This window comes from Mesobacillus foraminis, from assembly GCF_004340465.1.
Lineage (GTDB): Bacteria > Bacillota > Bacilli > Bacillales > Cytobacillaceae > Mesobacillus_B > Mesobacillus_B foraminis.
In genome coordinates this window covers 328,294-350,381 of the sequence record NZ_SLVV01000004.1, presented here as the reverse complement: position 1 = coordinate 350,381, position 22,088 = coordinate 328,294, and the positions used below count along the sequence as shown (strand labels likewise).

21 protein-coding genes and 1 pseudogene are annotated in these 22,088 nt (G+C 44.7%); 18 read left to right on the top strand and 4 right to left on the bottom strand.

Annotated features, from left to right (window positions below; translation table 11 throughout):
* Positions 1-72: 72 nt before the first annotated feature.
* The 6 genes from EV146_RS08500 to EV146_RS08475 all read left to right on the top strand — a co-directional run bounded on the left by EV146_RS08500 (position 73) and on the right by EV146_RS08475 (position 6,135).
* Positions 73-648 (top strand): YdhK family protein, encoded by a 576-nt coding sequence (locus tag EV146_RS08500; protein ID WP_132004615.1) that lies wholly within the window; start codon positions 73-75, stop codon positions 646-648.
* 460 nt (positions 649-1,108) lie between these two features.
* On the top strand, positions 1,109-2,098 hold the full coding sequence (locus EV146_RS08495) for an SIS domain-containing protein (protein WP_132004612.1): 990 nt from the start codon (positions 1,109-1,111) through the stop codon (positions 2,096-2,098).
* 77 nt (positions 2,099-2,175) lie between these two features.
* Positions 2,176-3,465, top strand: a complete 1,290-nt coding sequence (locus EV146_RS08490; RefSeq protein ID WP_132004609.1) for an ABC transporter substrate-binding protein — start codon at positions 2,176-2,178, stop codon at positions 3,463-3,465.
* Between the two features lie 62 nt (positions 3,466-3,527).
* Positions 3,528-4,409 (top strand): carbohydrate ABC transporter permease, encoded by an 882-nt coding sequence (locus EV146_RS08485; protein ID WP_132004606.1) that lies wholly within the window; start codon positions 3,528-3,530, stop codon positions 4,407-4,409.
* A gap of 1 nt (position 4,410) precedes the next feature.
* Positions 4,411-5,295 (top strand): carbohydrate ABC transporter permease, encoded by an 885-nt coding sequence (locus EV146_RS08480; protein ID WP_132004603.1) that lies wholly within the window; start codon positions 4,411-4,413, stop codon positions 5,293-5,295.
* Between the two features lie 18 nt (positions 5,296-5,313).
* Entirely contained in the window at positions 5,314-6,135 is an 822-nt protein-coding gene (locus EV146_RS08475) for a PfkB family carbohydrate kinase (RefSeq protein WP_132004600.1), read from the top strand.
* A gap of 47 nt (positions 6,136-6,182) precedes the next feature.
* Here EV146_RS08475 and EV146_RS08470 read toward each other — a convergent pair whose 3' ends face one another.
* Positions 6,183-6,911, bottom strand: coding sequence for a GntR family transcriptional regulator (locus EV146_RS08470; RefSeq protein WP_132004597.1), 729 nt, complete (start codon positions 6,909-6,911; stop codon positions 6,183-6,185).
* 445 nt (positions 6,912-7,356) lie between these two features.
* Between EV146_RS08470 and EV146_RS27855 the strand changes: the two genes are divergently transcribed.
* The gene (locus EV146_RS27855) at positions 7,357-7,548 is read left to right on the top strand and encodes a nucleotidyltransferase domain-containing protein (protein WP_241993864.1); all 192 of its coding nucleotides are present in this window, start codon (positions 7,357-7,359) and stop codon (positions 7,546-7,548) included.
* A 72-nt stretch (positions 7,549-7,620) separates the two neighbouring features.
* Complete coding sequence (locus EV146_RS08465) at positions 7,621-8,172, top strand: aminoglycoside 6-adenylyltransferase (protein ID WP_241993863.1); 552 nt, start codon at positions 7,621-7,623, stop codon at positions 8,170-8,172.
* 99 nt (positions 8,173-8,271) lie between these two features.
* Here the strand turns inward: EV146_RS08465 and EV146_RS08460 are convergent, their stop codons facing one another.
* Positions 8,272-8,634: a VOC family protein gene (locus EV146_RS08460; protein ID WP_132004595.1), complete on the bottom strand. Its 363-nt coding sequence runs from the start codon at positions 8,632-8,634 to the stop codon at positions 8,272-8,274.
* A 727-nt stretch (positions 8,635-9,361) separates the two neighbouring features.
* On the opposite strand from EV146_RS08460, the gene EV146_RS08455 reads away from it, so the two are divergent.
* The 4 genes from EV146_RS08455 (at position 9,362) to EV146_RS08440 (ending at position 12,774) form a co-directional block, all read left to right on the top strand.
* Positions 9,362-9,556, top strand: coding sequence for a hypothetical protein (locus EV146_RS08455; RefSeq protein WP_132004592.1), 195 nt, complete (start codon positions 9,362-9,364; stop codon positions 9,554-9,556).
* 85 nt (positions 9,557-9,641) lie between these two features.
* Positions 9,642-10,301: a DUF975 family protein gene (locus tag EV146_RS08450; protein ID WP_132004589.1), complete on the top strand. Its 660-nt coding sequence runs from the start codon at positions 9,642-9,644 to the stop codon at positions 10,299-10,301.
* Positions 10,302-10,531: 230 nt separating this feature from the next.
* Entirely contained in the window at positions 10,532-11,332 is an 801-nt protein-coding gene (locus tag EV146_RS08445; protein ID WP_241993862.1) for an alpha/beta fold hydrolase, read from the top strand.
* Between the two features lie 326 nt (positions 11,333-11,658).
* Positions 11,659-12,774 carry a GerAB/ArcD/ProY family transporter gene (locus EV146_RS08440; protein WP_132004583.1) on the top strand — a complete coding sequence of 372 codons (1,116 nt, stop codon included), beginning with the start codon at positions 11,659-11,661 and terminating at the stop codon, positions 12,772-12,774.
* Between the two features lie 348 nt (positions 12,775-13,122).
* On the opposite strand, the gene EV146_RS08435 is transcribed toward EV146_RS08440, so the two are convergent.
* The gene (locus EV146_RS08435) at positions 13,123-13,563 is read right to left on the bottom strand and encodes a peroxiredoxin-like family protein (RefSeq protein ID WP_132004580.1); all 441 of its coding nucleotides are present in this window, start codon (positions 13,561-13,563) and stop codon (positions 13,123-13,125) included.
* 129 nt (positions 13,564-13,692) lie between these two features.
* A complete protein-coding gene (locus EV146_RS08430) occupies positions 13,693-14,142 on the bottom strand; it encodes a MarR family winged helix-turn-helix transcriptional regulator (protein WP_132004577.1) in 450 nt (149 codons plus the stop codon).
* A gap of 180 nt (positions 14,143-14,322) precedes the next feature.
* Between EV146_RS08430 and EV146_RS08425 the strand changes: the two genes are divergently transcribed.
* The 6 genes and pseudogenes from EV146_RS08425 (at position 14,323) to EV146_RS26925 (ending at position 22,053) form a co-directional block, all read left to right on the top strand.
* Complete coding sequence (locus tag EV146_RS08425) at positions 14,323-15,417, top strand: glycosyltransferase (protein WP_132004574.1); 1,095 nt, start codon at positions 14,323-14,325, stop codon at positions 15,415-15,417.
* Between the two features lie 88 nt (positions 15,418-15,505).
* A complete protein-coding gene (locus tag EV146_RS27520; RefSeq protein ID WP_181215966.1) occupies positions 15,506-17,338 on the top strand; it encodes a collagen-like domain-containing protein in 1,833 nt (610 codons plus the stop codon).
* A gap of 632 nt (positions 17,339-17,970) precedes the next feature.
* Positions 17,971-19,359, top strand: a pseudogene (locus EV146_RS28380) (hypothetical protein); the annotation flags it as partial.
* Between the two features lie 624 nt (positions 19,360-19,983).
* Positions 19,984-20,190, top strand: coding sequence for a hypothetical protein (locus tag EV146_RS27510; protein ID WP_181215967.1), 207 nt, complete (start codon positions 19,984-19,986; stop codon positions 20,188-20,190).
* Positions 20,191-20,767: 577 nt separating this feature from the next.
* Entirely contained in the window at positions 20,768-21,643 is an 876-nt protein-coding gene (locus EV146_RS08415; RefSeq protein WP_132004571.1) for a YitT family protein, read from the top strand.
* 242 nt (positions 21,644-21,885) lie between these two features.
* Positions 21,886-22,053, top strand: a complete 168-nt coding sequence (locus EV146_RS26925) for a hypothetical protein (protein WP_158287052.1) — start codon at positions 21,886-21,888, stop codon at positions 22,051-22,053.
* The last annotated feature ends 35 nt before the right edge of the window (positions 22,054-22,088 follow it).

Sequence of the window (22,088 nt, the reverse complement as noted above, 5' to 3'; positions counted from 1 at the left end):
TTATCTTGGTTGTTTTATACCGTAGGAAGGTATAGTATTAAAGAACAGCAAATGATTGAGGAGATGATAAAGATGAAAAGGCAACTGTTATTTCTTGGCATGTCAGCAATAATCAGTTTAAGTGGCTGTGGGAATGATTCAAATGAACAGACACACGAAGGGCATCTGCAGGAACCAAAACAACAGGAGATGGACCATTCCGATCACTCACAGATGGACCATTCAAGTTCAGGTGAAGTTCCTGAAGGATTAAAGGATGCCGAAAAACCAACATATAAGGTTGGCAGCCAGGCTATGATGAATGCCGATCATATGGACGGAATGGACGGTGCAGAGGCCACAATTGTCGGTGCGTACGATACCACCGTTTATACGGTTTCGTATACTCCAACAACCGGAGGAGAAAAAGTCACGAATCATAAATGGGTGATTCACGAAGAAATCGAAAATGCCGGTGATGAAGCTTTTAAACCAGGAGCAGAAGTAACCCTAAAGGCGGACCATATGAAGGGCATGGACGGAGCAGAGGCCGTCATTGATTCAGCTCAACAAACAACCGTCTATATGGTTGACTACACATCTAAGGCTGATGGAGAAAAAGTGACCAATCATAAATGGGTAACAGAGAGTGAACTCACCCCAAAATAAGAGAAGGAACTTGGTAAAAATAAATCAGAGTGAGCGTTAGTCCATAGGATTGACGCTCTTTTTGTTTGGATTCATGTTCATAAATTCTGCCGACTATTCAATGAAAGTCCGAGAGAGGGAATCTCCTGCTGGAATGGAACATGATCTCTGTTAAATATTTATGCCTGTTTTTAATAGGTAAAATATTCATTGGATGGCAGCATGTTAAAATCTTCATCACTAAGAATTTAGGAAGATGAGCGGCTCATTTAAGACTTTAGTTACGTCTTCTGAATTAATTCAACAGTAACATCCAACGCAAGATCCCGATGCGTTTGTCCAAGTTTGTCTGAATTTGTCGTTTAATAATTCAGAAAACTCTGTTGACGATTTAGAAGATTCATAGTACATTATGTATAACGATATATAACATTATACAAGGTTATATGTTGTACTAAAGAATTATAGGGAGGAAATTTAAATGGCAACTGAACTAGTAATCGATGTTAAAAATCAGGTAAAGCAGGCTCTTGTGGAAGTGGAGAAAAGGAATATTGAGAATGTGTTTTTCGTAGCGTGCGGGGGTTCATCAGCACTCATGTATCCTAGCAAATATGTCATTGACCGAGAAGCCCAAAAGGTGGATGCTCATCTTTACAGTTCCAATGAATTTATTCACCGTAATCACAATAAGCTGGGCAGTTCATCTTTGGTCATCCTTTGCTCCCATTCTGGTACAACCCCTGAAACAGTGGAGGCAGCCAAGTTTGCCAGACAACACGGAGCTTTGGCTATTGCGCTTACTAATGAACCAGGATCTCCTCTCGCACAAGCAGCAGATGTCGTCTTAAAGTATGAGTGGGGCCAGGAAGCAAATGCTTTCACCATCAATTATTCCATCCTCTATCAGTTAGTATTTGGAGTCCTAAAGGTTGTTGAGAACAACAGCAAGTTTGAAGCAATCGAGACCAGCCTAGAAAACCTCCAAAATGTATTTGAAAAGGCTGTTTCCAAGTATCAGGAAAAAGCAGAACAATTTGGCCAGCTCTATAAAGATGAAAAGATCATCTATACAATGGCAAGCGGTGCCAACTACGGAGTTGCTTACTCCTTCGCCATTTGCATCCTGATGGAAATGCAGTGGATCCACTCCCATGCGATTCACGCAGGAGAGTATTTTCATGGACCATTTGAAATTATTGATGAGGAAACTCCATTTATCATTCTTCTTGGCCTGGATGAAACAAGGCCTATGGAAGAAAGAGCTTTGGAATTCTCCAAGCGCTATGGAAAGAAACTGGTTGTGCTTGATGCAAAGGATTTTGATTATGAAGGAGTCCAGGATGAAGTAAAAGGCTACATAGCTCCGCTAGTATTGAATTATGTTTTAAGAAAATATGCAGACCAGCTGGCAGAAGCCCGCAACCACCCACTGTCTACCAGAAGATATATGTGGAAAGTGGAATATTAAAAAATATGGTGGAAAAGTGATTCTTCACTTTTCCACCTTTACTAGAATCACAGGATGATTGCGGAGGGGGAAGGTTTATGAAAAAGCTTTTGATACTTGCGATTGTTTCCATACTCAGTCTATCGATCATTGCAGGATGTTCCAGTTCAAAAAGCAGCACTGCTTCGGAAAAGGATGTAGTTGAGCTCCGTTTCTTCCACCGCTGGCCGAATCAGCCTAAAAAACAATATTTTGAAAAAGCCGTCAAAGAGTTTGAAGAACAGCACCCAACTATTAAAATCAAAACGGAAGCCGTTTTAAATGATTCTTATAAAGAAAAAATCCGGGTTGTCCTTGGATCCAGCAATCCGCCGGATGTTTTCTTTTCCTGGAGCGGGGAGTTTGCCTACAATTTTGCTCGTTCAGGCCAATCCCTTAATTTGACCGATTATGTAAAAGAAGACGCAGAATGGTCCAACGAGTTCATTCAATCACAATTCAAGCCATTCACGCTGGATGGCAAGATTTATGGGATTCCGTGGTCCACGGATGGCAAGGCATTCTTTTATAATAAGAAAATTTTCGACGAACTTGGCCTTGAGGTTCCAAAAACCTGGAGCGACCTATTAGCGGCGTCTGATAAAATCAAGAAAGCCGGCTACACTCCAATCGGGTTCGGAAGCAAAGCACCATGGACGATTTCTCATTACATCGGTTCATTGAATCAGTTAATGGTTCCGCAGGATGTGATCAATGAAGATTATGACCGCAAGAATGCAGAAGGCGATTTCTCACATCCGGGCTATGTAAAAGCACTTGAAAAATTCATGGAGCTGGAGCCGTATTTCAACAAGGGAGTCAACTCAGTGGACCATGAGTATTCCCGTGAACTCTTTAAGAGCGGAAAGGCTGCGATCGGTTTCTTCCAGCTTGCAGAAATTGGCCTGATCGAGCCAACTCTAAAAGAAAACCTCGGCGTATTTAACATCCCTGGGATTGAAGGCGGGGAGGGCAATCCAAATTCTATCACTGGGGCGCCAGAAGGCATTATGATTTCCTCAAAAACAAAACATCCTAAAGAGGCAATGGAATTTGTTAAATTCCTGACATCCAAGGAAAAAGGCATCGAGCAATTAGCAGAAGTAAGTGAGTACAGTGCAGTCAAAGGAACCACCAATGAGGAGAATGCATCAAAGCTTCAGCAGGAAGCCATTGACTTGATTGCAAATGCTGAAGAGACCTACCTATGGTTTGATACAGCTGTTGACATAAAAATTGTGGATGCCTATTTAAATGGCACTCAGCAAATGCTGGATGGGAAGAAAACTCCTGAGCAAGTCATGAAGGATGTCCAAAAGGCAGTGAAAGATGTTAAATCAGCTCAGTAAAGAGGAGAATCAAAGGTGGTTGTCCATTCGCCACCTTTTTCCTAAAAAGGGGGGAACTTACGTTGCTGCATACAAAAAAATGGCTGCCCTATCTCTATATTGCACCGTGTATCTTGTTTATGCTGCTCTTTGTCTATTATCCTATTGTGGAAAATTTAAGGTTCAGTTTCTATGAATTTTCAGCTTTTTCACCAGAAAAAACGTACATTGGATTCGAAAATTTCCTTAATCTTTTTAAAGATGAAGTTTTCTATATAGCCTTAAAAAATAATATCTGGTATGCGGTCATCTCGATTTTATGCCAGGTAATGGGCGGGCTGATCCTTGCTGCCATTCTGGAAGATCCGATCACCAGGCTGGTCAGCTCGATGTTCCGAACGATCTTTTTTATTCCCGTTGTGATTTCGATTACCGTCATAGCCTTGCTGTTTACCTTTATTTATAACCCGGATATCGGAATCTTGAACGGTTTCTTAAGTTTAATTGGTATGGAGGAGCATGCGAGGGCATGGCTGGGAGAGTCAGAAACGGCGATATTTGCCGTCATTGCGGTCTCACAATGGCAAAGCATTGGCTATATCATGATGCTTTTCATCGTTTCCATTCAAAATATTCCAAGAGAATTGTATGAAGCGGCTGAAATGGATGGGGCAGGGCGTATCCGCAAGTTCTTGTCCGTTACTGTCACGCAGGTAAGAGAAATGTTTTTTGTCGCCTCCCTGATCACTTTGACCGGCGCCTTTACCGTCTTCAATGAACCGTATATACTGACGGGCGGCGGACCGGGGAATGCCAGTGAAGTGCTGGGAACGCTTTTATACAACTCGGCCTTCTTTAAGGATCAAATGGGATATGCATCAGCTGTCGCGACTGTCATTCTGGTGCTTAGCCTGATCTTTTCACTGATCCAGCTAAGATTATTCAAATCTGGAGAGGATGGATAATATGGAAACCAGCAAAGCAGCCGTTCCCTTTCAGGCGCTGCCTGTTTCGAAAAAAAGGACGAGCCGGAGAAATCTTATTGGCGGCACTCCCATTTATACGATATTATTGATCTATTTTATCGCCATCGCTTATCCTCTGTTCTGGATGGTGGTCAGTTCTTTCAAATCTACAGAGGAAATTTTCACTAATAGCTGGGCGCTTCCAAAGGAATGGATGTGGTCCAATTATGTGGAAGCATGGAATACAGGAATTTCCGGCTATTTTGTTAATAGTCTGCTGGTTACATCCATCACCTGTTTCCTTACAGTCCTGATCAGTGCACTGGGTGCCTATGGCTTGGCCCGGTTTGATTTTAAAGCCAAGAAATTTCTGCTTGTGTTCTGCATGGGAGGGATGATGCTTTCCCCGCAGGTCAGCCTCGTACCTTTATACAAACTAATTCAGTCGATGGGAATCCATGATACCTATTGGGCGATGATCCTGCCGTATGTGGCCTACCGGATCCCAATCACGATTTTACTCATAAGGGCTTCTTTCCTTGAGGTATCAAAAGAACTTGAGGAAGCAGCCTACCTGGATGGATGCAATTCCTGGACCATTTTCACCAAAATCTTTGTTCCGATGAACATACCCATTATGATGACATCAGTGGTGCTGACCGCTTATTTTACCTGGAATGAATTTATGTTCGCACTGATCTTTGTCGACTCGGATGCCTTGAAAACAATTCCAGCGGGCCTTATGCAATTTAGGGATGCTTTGGCTACCAACTGGGGAGTCCTGATGGCCGGATTGATGATTTCGGCGTTGCCGATCATCATGCTGTTCCTGTGCATGCAAAAATATTTTGTTCGCGGCCTTGCTTCCGGCAGCGTCAAAGGATAAAAAAAGGATGTGTTTACGATGAAGCTTATAGCAATTGGAGATAATGTTGTTGATATTTATAAAGACCGGAACGAAATGTTCCCAGGTGGAAATGCTTTGAATGTAGCGGTCCTATCCAAACAATCAGGGGCAGAGAAAACGGCGTTCATTGGAATTGTAGGAAATGACACGGAGGGAGACCACATTGTTGATACGCTGAAGGCAATGGAGATTGACATCAGCAAAATCAGAAGGGCAGTAGGCGAAAGTGGGAAAGCCTATGTGGATCTGAATGATGATGGAGACCGTGTTTTTATCTCATCCAATAAAGGCGGGATCCAATCTCGTTTAAAATTAAAGCTTACGGAAGATGATTATCATTATATAGGAGGATTTGATATCCTTCATACCAGCATTTACAGCTCCCTGGATGATGAATTGCCAACACTCAAAAAAATGATTCCGCTTTCATACGACTTTTCAAACCACTTTACGGATGAAATCCTGGGGAAGGTATGCCCCCATCTAACGTTTGCTTTTTTATCTGGAAGTCATTTATCTCCTGAGGAAATTGATGAATTGTTTCTGAGGATACACTCCCTCGGAACACCATTCGTTCTTGTCACCAGAGGGGGGGAAGGTGTGAGTGCCTCGATTAAAAGCGAGGTGTTTACACAGGGTATTGTGGAAGCCAATGTCGTTGATACTCTGGGGGCAGGGGATTCCTTTATTGCGGCATTCCTTACGAATTATCTTCAACAATTTCCCGTTAAAGAATCATTGAGAATGGCTGCCGACCGCGCAGCAAGAACCTGTGAGGTTCATGGGGCATTTGGTTATGGAAAGCAATTAATACCTTAAAAAAAGAATGGTTTACGTCCAGTTTCTGGATCGTAACCATTCTTTTTTTATGTCGTTATGGTAAAAGCCACAAGAGAAGCCGGAACCTTGAAATTCGAAGTGTGAATGGGAACCTGATCTTTATCATACACGGTTTTATATATATTAAAGAGGGTTTCGCCTATTTCGCAATCCAGGTGTTCGGAATCTTCATGGTTAGCCTGGATCGCAGTTATCACTTTTTTGCTTGTACTGTTCTTAATGTCGATGTTGTAGATGTTCTCAAGCACCTGATAGGAGGAAGAGTGCTCATGAATTCTCTCAAGCAGATTTGGAAAGCGTTCAAGCGAATAATGGGCCAAATCAATTAAAAAAGGCTCCTGATCAATGTACATGACCCTGCAAAGTTTTAATACGGGTGAACCGGCCGGTATTTGAAGAGACTCGGCAATCTCCTTGTCTGCTTTCGCTTCTTCACAGACAATGGTTTTCTTTGAAGGGTTTTTGCCAAGCTGTTTGCTGAAATCTGTAAATCCATTGACATTAATTAACTCACGGGCCATTTTGCTTCTTTTGACAAACGTTCCTTTCCCTTGTTTCCGCTCCAGGAAGCCCTCATCCGCCAGCTCAGAGATCGCTCTTCTTACCGTTATTCTGCTGATCCCATAAATTTCGCAAAGGTCCGATTCATTTGGCAATTTACTGCCGGGGAGGTATTGTCCGTTTTGGATTCCATCTTTGATATTCTGCTTAAGCTGCAAATAAAGAGGCAAAGAACTTTCTGTGTTAAGTTTCATATTATATTCCCCACTTCATGTAATAATACGTTATATAATATTATATAAAATTTTGAGAGAAATTGGAACTTATACGAATTGTTTGCCGCATTTTTATTTCTGTTTAACTTCCTTTTTTAGTACCCATTCTTTGGGTGCAAAAGCAAGTGAGCTCTATACCCGGGTGCTAAATAAGATACGATGCTAGGCCTTTAATGGATTGTTATAAAAGGGATTAATAGTAAGAAATATGATATGTCGCAAATCAGCACTTATATTTCGGATTGATCAATGGCAATGGATATATATTTTAAAGTTGCGATTTAAAGCAAAAACTCATTCAGGAGTTTTTTACTTAATCCCCATGGCTAAAAAGGATTTCTTATTTGTTAGTAGAATAATTGATGTTTAAGATTCTCTAAAACAAGGAGCTGGTCAATAGTGTGCGGGATTCGTAAGTAAATACATGGAAAGAGATCAATCTTTACCAAAACATCGTGATCGTCTTTTAGAAAAGGCTCTGCAAGATTTAACCGCAGACCCTGATGTTCTGGCCATTTATCTGGCAGGTTCACTGGCGAGAGGGAATGCTGATGTATACTCTGATATTGATCTGCATACTGTCGTAAACCCCGAAAAGATAGAAGGCTTTATCTAAGATGAAAGCAATCGGGCAAAGAAATGGGGAAAAGTGCTCTTCGAAGAATCCCAGCTGTATACTCCCTGGATAGTGACCCATTATGATTGCTTTGTTAAGGTTGACAGCTGGTATCACTCACCTGAAGAAGTTACACCCTCCATCTGGTTAAAAGGAAACAAGGTTCTGTATGATCCCCATCATATCCTCAGCAAGGTGTTGAAGGAATCCTCCCATCTGGTTTACAGTCCTTCGCCGGAGGAAGTCGAGGCATGGAGAAATAAAGTACTGGCTTTTATACACGAAACATACCGGGCCGTTATGAGGGATGAAATGTATTATGCCTTATCGAATATGGATCGAGTGCGGTGGCTGGTCGTTTATGGATGGTATATGGAAATGGAACAGCATTTGGACAGCCCATATGGAGGTTGGTCCAAAATCGAGGGCAAACGAAGCAAGCTGAAGGCCGGGCAATTAACACTTTTAGAAAGCTGGGAATCCAGTCGGAATTCTCATGAAATTATGGAGACCATGGCAAGGGTGGCGGCGGAGTTCCTGCGGCTGAATCAATCTCTAAGTCGAAAAGTCAATATAAGAGAAAACGAGGAGTATATCAATAAAATAATAGAAATGGTTATTTAGAACCGGTATCTTACAGAAAGGTTGTACTGCATTTTTGTGGTACACCTTTTTTTCTGCAAATAAGACAGGCTCCCATAACTGTGAACCTGCCCCTGGCTGCTACTGTTTCAATAAAAACTCATTTCCATCTTCATCTTTAAACTGCACAAAGGTGCCCCACGGCATTTCTTGAGGCTCACCTGCAAACTCAACACCATTCGCTTTAAGCTGTTCATATGTACTTCTAATGTCATCACACTGAAATACGATGGATGCCTTCAGATTTTCCGAACCCTTCATCATCGATTTAGGGTAAATGACTAAACAGCTGTCTGCACCTTTGGGAGCTACTTCAAGCCAGAAGGCATTTGGTCCCATGGGGTGATTGGCAACTACGTCAAACCCGACTTTTTCTGACCAAAACGTTTTTGCCTTTTGTTGGTCTTCTACATACACTGCGACCGTAGCAATTTTTTTAATCATTCTAAAACAAACCTCCGCAATTTGATCATTTCTATAATACCAGGGATTTTCTTATTATGCTTTTGGGTGCTTTTTGTGGGAACAGTCCCATGGATAGGGGGGAATTAAAGGGGGGATACAGATTAGGGACGCTCTGCGCATTGGGTCAAATTATTGAAAAGATCAAGGGAAGTAAAATCTCTTTACTTCCCTCCAATTTACTTGATCAACTTCAGTTTATAGCCTAATAAAAACACGAGTGACACAACAACAAATCCCAAAATGAATTCGTAAAGGAAGGGAGTAAAAATGTCTCCCCCTATGGCTACCTCACTGCTAAGAACGGAAACATCTTCTCCCTCAAATTCTTCAATAGGTCCGTATAGAAAAATTGCCGTTATAATCACTGCCTATAGTAGTTTTGCAACAATGAATACTATATTAGTAAGAAAAGAGAAAATAAACGATCGCGTTAATAGTTTCAATATCATCACCCATTAAATAATAACAGAATTGTATAGTATTGTATATTAATGCAGTCCATTTTGCGCTACAATGAAAGACAGTAACGGGAACTACCCAGAAGGAAAAAAGAGAATATCAATATGGAGATAAACCTTTAAACTTAAACAAAGAGAACTTAATTAAAATCATTTCGAAAGAAGCTCAGGTTCTTTTGGGAATGAGATGATTTAGTGACCTTACTTATTCTTAGTCAAGTAAGCCCACCAGCGGGAAAGGATTATATATGAAAAACTACATCAAAGACTATTTTATTCGATTATTTTTTGGTTTGCTTTCGATTGGTGTCATTTTTGGACTGGGACATGCTTTTAATATCCATTTTCTTAAAGAAGGAGATATTAGCCGAAATCTCTGGTTAGTGCCGATTGCCATAATAAGTGGATGGGGAGGATGGTATCTATATCGAACAGACAAATGATCGAGTTTATCAAGCAGACAGCCGAAGTAAAGTGCCTTCGAAAATAATTAGGACAAAAAATTACATAAAAAACCTGGGGGACACCATGATTATTGGAGACATTAAATACTCTGCTTTACACAGCTTAAGAGGCAAATGGGGACAAGCATTCTGGGTAAGTATCATTCTGGCCTTCTTTTTTTACCTTATTCCTACTGGAATCGAAATTTATATAAGCGGGGGCTTCTGGAAATGGCTTGAACAGGATCATGTTCCGGTAAAGGCTGATATGATAAATTCCGTCATTACCCTTTTCCTCTTTCCAATTACGGCCGCTTCCTATTGGTATTATCTTTCTCTTGCAAGGAATGAGCATTGGAAGACAAGTCAACTTTTCTCTGTCTATACAACCAGCATGGCCTGGAAACTGATATGGACTAGTGTCCTTACTGTTGTCTTTTCTCTGCTGTGGGGTCTTCTATTGATTATTCCTGGAATCGTGAAAGGAACTGGGTACTCCCAAGCTTATCTCCTTCTGAAAGACCACCCGGAATTTACTGCACTGCAAGCAATCCGGGAAAGTCAAGAAAGAATGAAAGAGTTTAAAATGGACTTTTTCCTTCTGAACTTGAGCTTCTTAGGCTGGGGTTTACTGTGCATTCTCTCTTTTGGAATAGGATTTCTCTGGCTGGTTCCATATATGGGTGTGGCTAATGCCCACTTCTACCAAAAACATATTCACAGCCCGGAACATGAAGCCAACTAACTAGTGTATCAACCTTGATGTGATATACGGGGAATCAGCTGCCATTGGCAGCTTTTTATATTTATATAGCTAAATTTTGTATATGATAGATTTAGAAAAAGGAATTCATTGGTAAACGCACCTAAAACCGCAGCAAGGGAAGGGGCAGGATTATGGGAAAGAAGACAATATATAAAAGTAGCGAAGGAAAAAGGCTGATTACACAGCACTACGAGAATTATTTAAAATCATTGGAATTTGATATTGAAAGATTCTATGTTGAAACAAGCTTTGGCAAAACCCACGTGCTTGCAGCAGGCCCAAAGGCCGGGAAGCCTATTTTTATCCTTCAGGGTGGCAATTGTATTAATCCAATGACTTTGTCGTGGTTTTTGCCGATTATCGAACATTACAGAATTTATGCGCCAGATACCATCGGCCATCCTGGATTCAGCGACGATAATAGAATATCAGCGAAGGATAAGAGCTTTGCTCAATGGATCAATGAACTGATGGATCATTTTAATATTGAACATTGTTCATTTATAGGTCCGTCCTATGGCGGAGGTATTATTTTAAGGCTGGCATCATTTATGCCGGAAAAAATTGATTGTGCCGTATTAGTATCGCCCGCAGGAATCACACTGGGTTCCAAAATGAGAATGATGAAAGAGATCCTGCTTCCTTTGCTCCTATTTAATAGAACCTCATCACAGAAATATCTAGATAAAATCACTGGCAATATGTCGAATAATACCATGAAAGAAATAGATAAAAGGATAATCGGCGATGTATTTAAATACATCCGACTCGAACAAGATATGCCTAAATTAACCAAGAGAGAAGAATTGGCACACTACACCGCGCCCACGATGGTGATAGCGGGGGAAAAGGATCTCTTTTTTCCTGAAAATAGAGTAAGGAACGTCGCTAAAGAAGTCATTCCGAACTTAGCAGCGTTTAAAGCTTATGATATGGGACACTTTCCTTCTGAAACACATTTAGTAGAAATAAACCGTGAAATCATCAATTTTCTTAAAGGTTCTTACTAAAAATAAACAAAAGGGTGCATTTTAAAAGTTTAGTATGATTTTTAGAAAATGATGGTAAATGGTCTGTGAGTCTTTTCGCCCCCCTGTTTCCAGGCCTACAAAAGTGCTAGAGGGTGTTGATCTGATACCTTTAAAAAAAGCTTTTGTAATTTAGGGAAAAAGGCAACACTAAGGAGGCACATAAAAGATAACACTACTATCTAATGTTTTTCGGCTATTCAACAATGATAGTGCAAACTTAGTAATAGAAGCAATTTTTAGTTAAAGTCGGGAAAACTTCATTTTTTGCCCGCTCAATCAGGAATAGAAGGGCGTGACAGGGTCTCGTGGAAAAAGCAAAAATTAGCGCATATCAACTGTTTGTTCTCATGCTGTTATTTGAGCTGGGAAGCGCGATCCTGGTTCCGCTCGCCATTGACGCCAAGCAGGATGCATGGCTTGCTATTCTTTTCGGCTGGGCTGGCGGGATTGTAGTTTTCTGGATGCAATATCGGCTGTTCCATTCCTACCCGGACTTGGTCCCCACAGAGTACATGCAGAAAATTTTAGGGAAATTTTTAGGACGTACCTTAGGCTTCATGTATATTCTGTTTTTTGTCTACCTGTCCTCAAGGGATCTGCGCGACTTTGGGGAAATGCTCCTGACCTTTGCTTATATTGAGACTCCGCTGTTTATTGTAAACGGGCTATTCGTACTTGTTATCGTATATGCCCTACGAAAAGGAATTGAAGTCCTGGCGAGAACGGGTGAAATTTTTTTTATAATGATGTACATTCTCGCTTTTATGGGGTTTGTCCTTATCATTTTTTCCGGGCTGATCGACATCAATAACCTGAAACCAGTTTTGGAAGCGGGAATCCTGCCGGTGCTGAAAGTGGGTTTTACAGAAACCATCTTCTTCCCTTTCGGTGAAGCAATTGTGTTTTCTATGCTTCTCCCATATCTGGCGAATCCAAGGAAAGCCAAACTGACCAGTTTTTTTGCACTGACATTAAGTGGAATCAACATTGCCATTGTCATGATCATGAACATTAGTGTGCTTGGAGTCGATCTGACGTCCCGATCACAGTTTCCGCTTTTATCAACGGTACAGACTATTCAAGTCGCCGAGTTTTTGGAACGCCTGGATGTTTTTTTTATGATGGCGATGGTAATCGGAATCTTTTTCAAAGCCAGTATCTATTTATATGGGGCAATTGCGGGGGCCGCCGTTCTTTTTAAAGTGAAAAAGCCCTCAAATCTGGTGTATCCAATGGGACTCATTGCATTATTTATGTCGGTTACAATTGCCAGCAGCTATTCAGAGCATTTATATGAAGGACGTTATGCGGGTCTTTTTTTCATATTCCCAGCATTTATGATCATCATTCCATTCCTTCTTTTAGTGATTAGCCAAATCAAAAATAGAAAAAGGAGATCTTCCACCGAGGAGCCAAAATAATGACTGAAATTACTTTTCCACCATTTATGGTTTGTACAAATTGAACCCGAGGAGATGGGTTGAAGAACTTAGTCACCGGATTTATCTTTCACACCGTGGAATTACAACTTTTGTGAAGTATTAAATTGTGTGAAGAAGTAAATCCAGAATGAACCAAAGTTATTGTTACAAATTAAACATAGGCATATAAAAAAAGAAATCGATCGAGGTAATATTGTAAAATCTTTTGATATATTGCGTTTTAAAACAATGAATTGCAAGCTAAACAGAAAGAGGATCATGGACTGTTAGGAGTCCTGATCCTTTTCTTTGTGGAAAATGAAATTATATATTTGGCGCCTAAACGTATTAGCTAGACATGGAAAGTCGTTTCATGACAGAAAGGAGTTCATCGATAGTGGCATGATCCTCTGGGGACGAATCTATATGGTTCCAGATGATTTTCCCGTTATCATCAAATAACCATGCACCGCCTTGAATGAAAATATCATGTGTTTTCATTGCTTCTTGAACGAGCTGCTTCTGTTCTATGTCATCGGGAAGAAATTTACCTGGGCCCTGGGTGATGAAGGTCTTCCCGGCTTTGTAGAGGAGCTTCCATTTGCTCATCGTGTTATGGCCCAACTGCTGATATAGTTCTCGTTTTGGGTCTCCATAGATCGGGAATGGGAAAGGGCCAAAGGCAAGCACGAACTTTTCTAAAAATAAACCTATCGACGGCGTGATGACGACCACCTGAAACCCTGTGTCCATTAATACCTGATATCTCTCACGCAACTGCGTAAGCATTTCCCGGCAAACCGGTCAGCCAGGATGCCGGACGAATACAACCAGGGTTTTCTTATTCTCAATTACTTCTCTGAAAGTCTGGCCCTCCTGGAAGGGTCTTTGAAGCAAGACATCCATTTAATTCACCTCTTAGGTTAATCTTGTCACTTGTTGAAGATTCTCAATCAACTGCTGCATGCTGGCTAGTAATTCTTTATATTGATGTTCTGAAAGCCCAAAATGAGGAATGCATTTCTCTGGAAGCTGAATAGCTTTCTTTTTTAGATGGATCCCTTTATTCGTCAGTTCAATATACACTTTCCGCTCATCTTCACTGGCCCTTTTGCGCTCTAAAACACCCATGGCCTCCATCCTCTTGAGCATCGGCGTCAGGGTGCCGCTGTCCAACTGCAAATGTTGGCTAATTTCCTTAACCGTGAGTCGCTGATGCTCCCATAAAACAGCCAGAGTTAAAAACTGCGGATATGTAAGCTCAAGATCATCCAATATTGGACGGTACAATCGCGTAATTTCTCTTGAACACGCATATATAGCAAAACATAACTGATTTTCGAGCTTTAAAAATTCTTCTGCGTTCAATTAGCAAACCCCTTCATGTAAAATTAAATTGTGCACAACCTAATTTTATAAAAAATTAGCCCTTCTTGTCAATCAAGTGTCCATTCTTTAAAGGAAGAAAGGGCGTTCCCAATTTGAATAGTGACAAAATAGAGACGCATTCATACCTTAAAATCAGAAGTTGGAATTTGAGGTGGTTATATGGTTTCTGTCAGTTTATGCATGATTGTAAGAAATGAGGAAGAGGTTTTGGAGCGATGCCTGCAATCTGTTTGTGAACTAGTTGATGAAATCGTTATTGTGGATACAGGGTCAGAGGACGAAACGGTGAACATTGCACGAAACTATACCGATAAGGTGTATTTTTTTGAGTGGTGCGATGATTTTTCCAAGGCAAGGAATTACGCGTTTTCAAAGGCAACGAAAGAATATATATTTTTCATGGATGCAGATGATCTTCTTCCTGAATCAGAACAGTTAAAATTTAAGCATTTGAAAGAAACTTTGGATCCATCCGTGGATATCGTCTCCATGTACACTACTATGGCTTTTGATCCCCAGGGGAATCCTGCTTTTCAATATCGAAGGAACAGATTTGTCAAACGGAGCAGGGGATATAAATGGATTGGGCCTGTTCATGAATATTTGGAGGTTTACGGAAAAACAGTTTACTCCGATATTGGTGTCAGTCATATAGGATCAGTTAAAAGTGAATTTGCCGTCAAATCTACGCGGAATCTTGATATTTATCAGAAAAGGCTGGAACGGGGTGAAATTTTCACACCCAGGGATCTTTTTTATTATGCGAATGAGCTGCGGGAGCATCAGAAGTATGAAGAATCAATTTCTCAATATGAATCATTCCTGGTTTGCGAGGATGGCTGGATTGAGGACCAAATTAAAGCCTACGAGTACATGAGCTTTTGTTATGGGCAGCTTGGAAAACAGGAGGAAAGGTTGCGTTCCTTGTTATCATGCCTGGAAATTACGGAGCCACGGCCCAAAACTGCGTGTATGATCGGTGATTGCCTGCTGGAGAAAGGGAAACTCCAAGCAGCTGCATTTTGGTTTAAGACTGCGACCGAGTTTAAAAGATATATAGAGGATCCTTCCTTTTATGAACCAGCTTATCATACCTGGTATCCCCATTTGCAGCTGGTTGTTTGCCAATGGGGGCTCGGAAACATTGAAGAATCAGTTCGTCACAATGACTTGGCAGCGCAGTCTTTACCAAATGATCCAAAAGTACTGTACAACAAGGAATTCTTTAATACCCTTAAGGAAAAGAGCGAGTAAATTGACAACCAATTTGCTCACTCTTTTTTTGTGTACTGAATAGCTTGTTTATAAGGTTACTTTTAAGGGGGGTGACACCTTACTTGAGATGTTTAGGTTTATTTTTATCGTAATTGAAGACATATTGGAGAATGTCTTTGAACTTGTGGGAGAGGTGACTCATCTAAGAGGTCCTACAGGGCCGCCTGGACCACGCGGACCTACTGGGGCAACAGGACCAATTGGGCCAGCAGGATCAATCGGGCCGAGCGGACCAACTGGAACGACAGGACCAACCGGAGCAACGGGACCAAACGGGGCAACGGGAGAAACAGGAGAAACAGGAGCAACGGGAGAAACAGGATCAACCGGAGCGACCGGGGCAACAGGAGAAACAGGAGCAACCGGGCCAACAGGAGCCACGGGAGAAACTGGGGTAACAGGAGAAACAGGATCAACGGGACCAACTGGAGAAACAGGAGAAACAGGAGCAACCGGGCCAACAGGAGCCACGGGAGAAACTGGAGTAACAGGAGAAACAGGAGCAACGGGACCAACAGGAGCAACCGGAGCAACCGGGGCAACCGGAGCGACAGGACCAACCGGACCAACCGGGGCAACCGGAGCAACCGGGCCAACCGGGGTAACGGGAGAAACAGGAGCGACGGGAGCAACCGGGGCAACGGGAGCAACCGGGGCAACGGGAGAAACTGGAGCAACAGGACCAACCGGAGAAACCGGAGCAACCGGGCCAACCGGTGCAACGGGAGAAACTGGAGCAACAGGAGCGACCGGGCCAACAGGTGCAATAGGAGAAACTGGAGCAACCGGACTAACCGGAGCAACGGGTCCAACCGGGGCAACGGGAGAAACTGGAGCAACTGGGGCAACCGGAGCAACAGGAGAAACCGGAGTAACAGGTCCAACAGGAGCAACGGGAGCAACCGGGGCAACGGGAGAAACCGGGGCAACGGGAGAAACCGGGGCAACCGGAGCAACCGGACCAACAGGTGCAAGAGGAGCAACGGGAGCAACCGGACCAACCGGGCCAACAGGAGCAACAGGAGCAACCGGAGCAACCGGAGCAACTGGAGCAACTGGAGCCACGGGAGAAACTGGAGCAACTGGACCAACCGGACCAACCGGGCCAACAGGACCTACCGGAGAAACTGGAGCAACCGGGGCAACGGGAGCAACAGGACTAACCGGACCAACCGGGGCAACTGGAGAAACCGGAGCAACCGGACCAACAGGTGTCACTGGAGAAACTGGAGGAACCGGACCAACCGGACCAACCGGGCCAACAGGAGCAACAGGGGCACCGGGAGAAACTGGAGCGACTGGGCCAACAGGAGCAACAGGAGCAACAGGAGCTACAGGAGAAACTGGAGTAACGGGACCAACCGGGGCACCGGGAGAAATAGGAGCAACGGGACCAACCGGGGCACCGGGAGAAATAGGAGCAACTGGTCCAACGGGAGAAACTGGAGCAACGGGAGCAACAGGAGCAACCGGGGCAACCGGAGCGACAGGTCCAACAGGTGCAAGAGGAGCAACGGGAGCCACGGGACCAACAGGAGCAACCGGAGCAACCGGACCAACCGGGGCAACGGGAGAAACTGGAGCAACGGGAGAAACAGGAGCAACCGGGCCAACCGGTGCAACAGGAGAAACTGGAGCAACTGGAGCGACCGGGTCAACCGGAGCAACAGGTCCAACAGGAGCAACGGGAGAAACAGGAGCAACGGGAGAAACTGGAGCAACGGGAGAAACAGGACCAACCGGGGCACCGGGAGAAACAGGAGCAACCGGGCCAACGGAGCAAGCGGACCAACCGGAGCGACAGGACCAACGGGAACAACTGGGCCAACCGGAGCAACGGGTCCAACCGGGCCAACGGGAGAAACTGGAGCAACCGGAGCAACCGGGCCAACCGGGGTAACGGGAGAAACTGGAGCGACCGGGGCAACGGGAGAAACAGGAGTAACCGGGCCAACTGGAGCCACGGGAGAAACTGGAGCAACCGGAGCAACCGGGCCAACCGGGGTAACGGGAGAAACTGGAGCGACGGGAGCAACCGGGGCAACGGGAGAAACTGGAGCAACAGGACCAACCGGAGCAACCGGGCCAACAGGATCTACCGGAGAAACTGGAGCAACCGGGGCAACGGGAGCAACAGGACCAACCGGAGCGACCGGGCCAATAGGAGCAACGGGAGAAACTGGAGCAACAGGGCCAACCGGGCCAACCGGTGCAACAGGAGAAACAGGAGCAACGGGACCAACCGGAGCGACCGGGGCAACTGGAGAAACAGGAGCAACCGGGCCAACTGGAGCCACGGGAGAAACTGGAGCAACAGGAGAAACTGGAGCCACGGGACCAACGGGGGCAACGGGAGAAACAGGAGCAACAGGAGAAACAGGAGCCACGGGACCAACCGGGGCAACGGGAGCAACAGGACCAACAGGAGCAACCGGGGCAACGGGAGAAACGGGAGAAACTGGAGCAACAGGAGCAACGGGACCAACCGGGCCAACTGGACCAACCGGAGCAACTGGGCCAACAGGAGCAACTGGGCCAACAGGAGCAACCGGGGCAACCGGAGCAACCGGGGCAACTGGAGAAACCGGGGCAACGGGACCAACCGGGCCAACAGGAGAAACAGCAGCCACGGGACCAACCGGGCTAACTGGAGCCACGGGACCAACCGGGCTAACTGGAGCAACGGGAGAAACAGGACCAACCGGGCCAACTGGAGCAACTGGAGCAACCGGAGGAGCAACAGGAGTCACGGGACCAACCGGTACAACGGGAGAAACAGGAGCGACCGGGCCAACCGGTGCAACAGGAGAAACTGGAGCCACGGGACCAACGGGGGCAACGGGAGAAACAGGAGCAACAGGAGAAACAGGAGCCACGGGACCAACCGGGGCAACGGGAGCAACAGGACCAACAGGAGCAACCGGGGCAACGGGAGAAACGGGAGAAACTGGAGCAACAGGAGCAACCGGGGCAACGGGAGAAACTGGAGCAACAGGTCCAACCGGGCCAACCGGTGCAACAGGAGCAACGGGAGCAACCGGGGCAACGGGAGAAACTGGAGCAACGGGAGCAACCGGGCCAACGGGAGCAACTGGAGCAACAGGACCAACCGGAGCAACCGGAGCAACCGGAGAAACTGGAGCAACGGGAGCCACGGGACCAACCGGAGCCACGGGAGAAACTGGAGCGACGGGACCAACAGGAGCGACGGGACCAACAGGGGCAACAGGAGCGACAGGAGAAACAGGACCAACCGGAGCAACCGGAGCTACGGGAGTAACGGGAGAAACTGGAGCAACGGGAGCGACAGGAGAAACAGGACCAACCGGAGCCACCGGAGCCACGGGAGAAACTGGAGCGACGGGACCAACAGGAGCGACGGGACCAACAGGGGCAACAGGAGCGACAGGAGAAACAGGATCAACCGGGGCAACGGGAGAAACTGGTCCAACGGGAGAAACTGGAGCCACGGGGCCAACAGGAGCAACAGGACCAACCGGAGCGACCGGGCCAACAGGAGCAACGGGAGCAACAGGACCAACTGGAGCCACGGGAGAAACTGGAGCAACAGGTCCAACCGGGCCAACCGGTGCAACAGGAGAAACAGGAGCAACGGGGCCAACCGGGGCAACGGGAGCAACAGGACCAACCGGAGCGACCGGGGCAACTGGAGAAACAGGAGCAACCGGGCCAACTGGAGCCACGGGAGAAACTGGAGCAACAGGAGAAACAGGAGCCACGGGACCAACAGGGGCAACAGGAGCAACCGGAGCAACCGGAGCAACCGGAGCAACAGGACCAACCGGGGCAACAGGTGCCACAGGAGAAACAGGAGCAACCGGGCCAACCGGAGCAACAGGACCAACAGGAGCAACGGGTCCAACAGGGCCAACCGGAGAAACTGGTCCAACGGGAGAAACTGGAGCCACGGGACCAACCGGGGCAACGGGAGAAATAGGACCAACCGGAGAAACAGGAGCAACCGGGCCAACTGGAGCAACAGGAGTAACAGGACCAACCGGAGCCACGGGAGAAACTGGACCAACCGGAGCAACCGGACCAACCGGAGAAACTGGAGCGACCGGGCCAACCGGAGCAACAGGTCCAACCGGGCCAACCGGGGCAACTGGAGTAACAGGAGCAACCGGAGCAACGGGGCCCTCAGGAGCAACAGGTGCGACAGGAGAAACTGGACCAACCGGAGCAACAGGTCCAACCGGTGCAACCGGAGCAACGGGAGAAACAGGAGCGACCGGGCCAACCGGAGCAACAGGTCCAACCGGGCCAACCGGGCCAACCGGTGCAACTGGAGTAACAGGAGCAACCGGGCCAACCGGTGCAACGGGACCAACAGCAAATATATTTAATACACAGACGAACACTGCAACTCCTGTTCCACTGACTGGAGAAACAACTTTATTGACACTACCTGTTACTACTACAGCCCCTACCACAGTAAAATTGGATTCTATGATACAAACTGCGGTGACTACCACCCCTGGAAATTTTAGCTTGGACCTTAGAATCAGGCTCAGAAGAGATGGAGTGTTATTAAATGAATATACTTTAACCAGAGCTACCCAGGTAGGCACTGGAACCCAGAGGTACCTCCCATCGATAAGTTACGTCACCCAGACAGTAGCTGGCCAGAATACCTTTACTGTTAGTATTTTTGTTGCAGCGACCTCTTCGGTAACTGCCATTAATGCAGAAAACCGGATCCTGACAGCAATGGTTGTTAATCAGACTTAGAAGGATTAAGATGAGGTTTTTTCTATAGATGTGAATTGGCTACTATGTCACACATGTTCTGTTATTGGTTGCTAAGGATTAAATATTCAAAGTCAAAAAGCAGAGTTTCCACCGGCAACTCTGCTTTATTATCTTGATTTAAAAGTTTAAAAGAAAAAAGGGTTCCGTGTTTCATGTTCTCTACTCATATATATTTAATAATAGAAGCTGATAGCAAGCTGTGAACTGATCTTTCTTATCTAAAGAACGAACAGGCTGAAGGTATAAAATCTCCTTACACGGCTGGAAGATTGCTGATCTTCTGGAGAGCGTTTTTATCTATACAACTAAGAGTGGGTATAAAAGACGATAGCAATTAATGCCAAAAGTATTTGATGAATCCAGTCTGATTGGGTATAGTTGTTATTGGCTAATTGTCACTCTACAGGATTAATTTGTATTTGGAGGGCCCTGCTAGTATGATTCGAGTGCAAGGTTTTCTAAACAATGTAGGGGAACTAAGTGAAATTTATATATACATACGCTGGTAAACCTCGCTGTACAGAGTGGTAAAAATAGAATAAAAAAGAGGTAAAAGATGAGTAAAAACAGTAAGAAAAAGAACAACAGTAAACTAAAACTAGTATTACGCGCGATTCCTATTATGATCGGGGCATTTATAACTGCATACGGTCTAGAAGCGGTTTTAATACCGAACAATGTATCGGATGGCGGCGTGACCGGTTTAAGCATCGCCGGGTCCCAGCTTATGGGATTGCCGCTTGGACTGCTCATTGCCATTCTGAATATTCCATTCGTCTTTCTGGGATATAAACAAATAGGAAAAAGTTTTGCCATCTACTCCGTCATCGGCATCGCATTTCTGGCGCTAGGCACGATTGTCATGCACCATATTCCCACTATCATTCAGGGAGATACATTGCTGGTAACCGTTGTTGGCGGAATCATCATTGGATTCGGGATGGGACTCGCCTTAAGGAACGGCGGTGCGTTGGATGGAATCGATATGCTGGCGGTCCTGCTTTCTCGTAAATTGCCTTTTGGCACAAGTGATCTGATTCTTTTCTTAAACCTTTTTGTATTCATTATTGTTTCAACCGTATTCGGATTACAAGGTGCATTCCTATCTGGAATTGCCTACTTTATAGCTTCCAAGGTCATTCATATTGTGGAAGAGGGTCTTAGCGGATCGAAGACCTTTAAAATCATCACAAGTCAACCCGAAGAAATGGTTAAAACTATTCGGGACCGTTTAGGAAGAAGTGCAACCTATAATATTGTTCGCGGCGCATATTCAAATGAGGAATTCAAAGAAATTACCTGTGTCATCAACAGGTTAGAAGAAACGAAAATGAAAGAAATCATTAATGAAATTGATGACAATGCTTTCGTTGCTGTTTATGATGTGGCAGAGGTTAAAGGCGGCAACTTTAAAAAGAATGATATCCATTAATTAAAATGAAATCTTCATAATTAATGATTAACTTTAATGAAATTTAATTAAAATTTGCAAACGGGTACGTTCATCCAGGGAGGGTGGACGGACCCGTTTTTATTTTTCGCGAAGACAATATAGGAACCGAAAAGAGTATGAAAAGGTAACATTACTTTGATTTATAAATGGTGGAATTGTTTCTAAAAAATTCACGGAATCATGTTTCTTTTGGTAAAAGCCCTTAAAAGGAGACCCATCATATGAATTTTATAGTAGGTGAAAAATTATTATTTGAAGAGACTGAGGTTAAAGTTGTCCAGATTAAAGAACATTCCATTGTGTTTGAGGTTTGTCTTCAGGTCATGAAGAAGATGAAGGACAGATGGGAGGACCATTTTGGTATATTCAATCACATAAAGACCAATTAAAAAGGTAGTATGAATATGGATTAAACAGTGCAGTT

Bases quoted from the DNA above. Each gene is read 5' to 3' on its own strand.
- EV146_RS08500 (WP_132004615.1), top strand. From the start codon at position 73: ATGAAAAGGCAACTGTTATTTCTTGGCATGTCAGCAATAATCAGTTTA.
- EV146_RS08460 (WP_132004595.1), bottom strand. From the start codon at position 8,634: ATGATTAAAAAAATTGCTACGGTCGCAGTGTATGTAGAAGACCAACAA.
- EV146_RS08455 (WP_132004592.1), top strand. From the start codon at position 9,362: ATGAAAAACTACATCAAAGACTATTTTATTCGATTATTTTTTGGTTTG.
- EV146_RS08435 (WP_132004580.1), bottom strand. From the start codon at position 13,563: ATGCTTACGCAGTTGCGTGAGAGATATCAGGTATTAATGGACACAGGG.
- EV146_RS26925 (WP_158287052.1), top strand. From the start codon at position 21,886: ATGAATTTTATAGTAGGTGAAAAATTATTATTTGAAGAGACTGAGGTT.
- EV146_RS27855 (WP_241993864.1), top strand. From the start codon at position 7,357: ATGGAAAGAGATCAATCTTTACCAAAACATCGTGATCGTCTTTTAGAA.
- EV146_RS08470 (WP_132004597.1), bottom strand. From the start codon at position 6,911: ATGAAACTTAACACAGAAAGTTCTTTGCCTCTTTATTTGCAGCTTAAG.
- EV146_RS08495 (WP_132004612.1), top strand. From the start codon at position 1,109: ATGGCAACTGAACTAGTAATCGATGTTAAAAATCAGGTAAAGCAGGCT.
- EV146_RS08480 (WP_132004603.1), top strand. From the start codon at position 4,411: ATGGAAACCAGCAAAGCAGCCGTTCCCTTTCAGGCGCTGCCTGTTTCG.
- EV146_RS08415 (WP_132004571.1), top strand. From the start codon at position 20,768: ATGAGTAAAAACAGTAAGAAAAAGAACAACAGTAAACTAAAACTAGTA.
- EV146_RS08475 (WP_132004600.1), top strand. From the start codon at position 5,314: ATGAAGCTTATAGCAATTGGAGATAATGTTGTTGATATTTATAAAGAC.
- EV146_RS08490 (WP_132004609.1), top strand. From the start codon at position 2,176: ATGAAAAAGCTTTTGATACTTGCGATTGTTTCCATACTCAGTCTATCG.
- EV146_RS08425 (WP_132004574.1), top strand. From the start codon at position 14,323: ATGGTTTCTGTCAGTTTATGCATGATTGTAAGAAATGAGGAAGAGGTT.
- EV146_RS27520 (WP_181215966.1), top strand. From the start codon at position 15,506: ATGTTTAGGTTTATTTTTATCGTAATTGAAGACATATTGGAGAATGTC.
- EV146_RS08450 (WP_132004589.1), top strand. From the start codon at position 9,642: ATGATTATTGGAGACATTAAATACTCTGCTTTACACAGCTTAAGAGGC.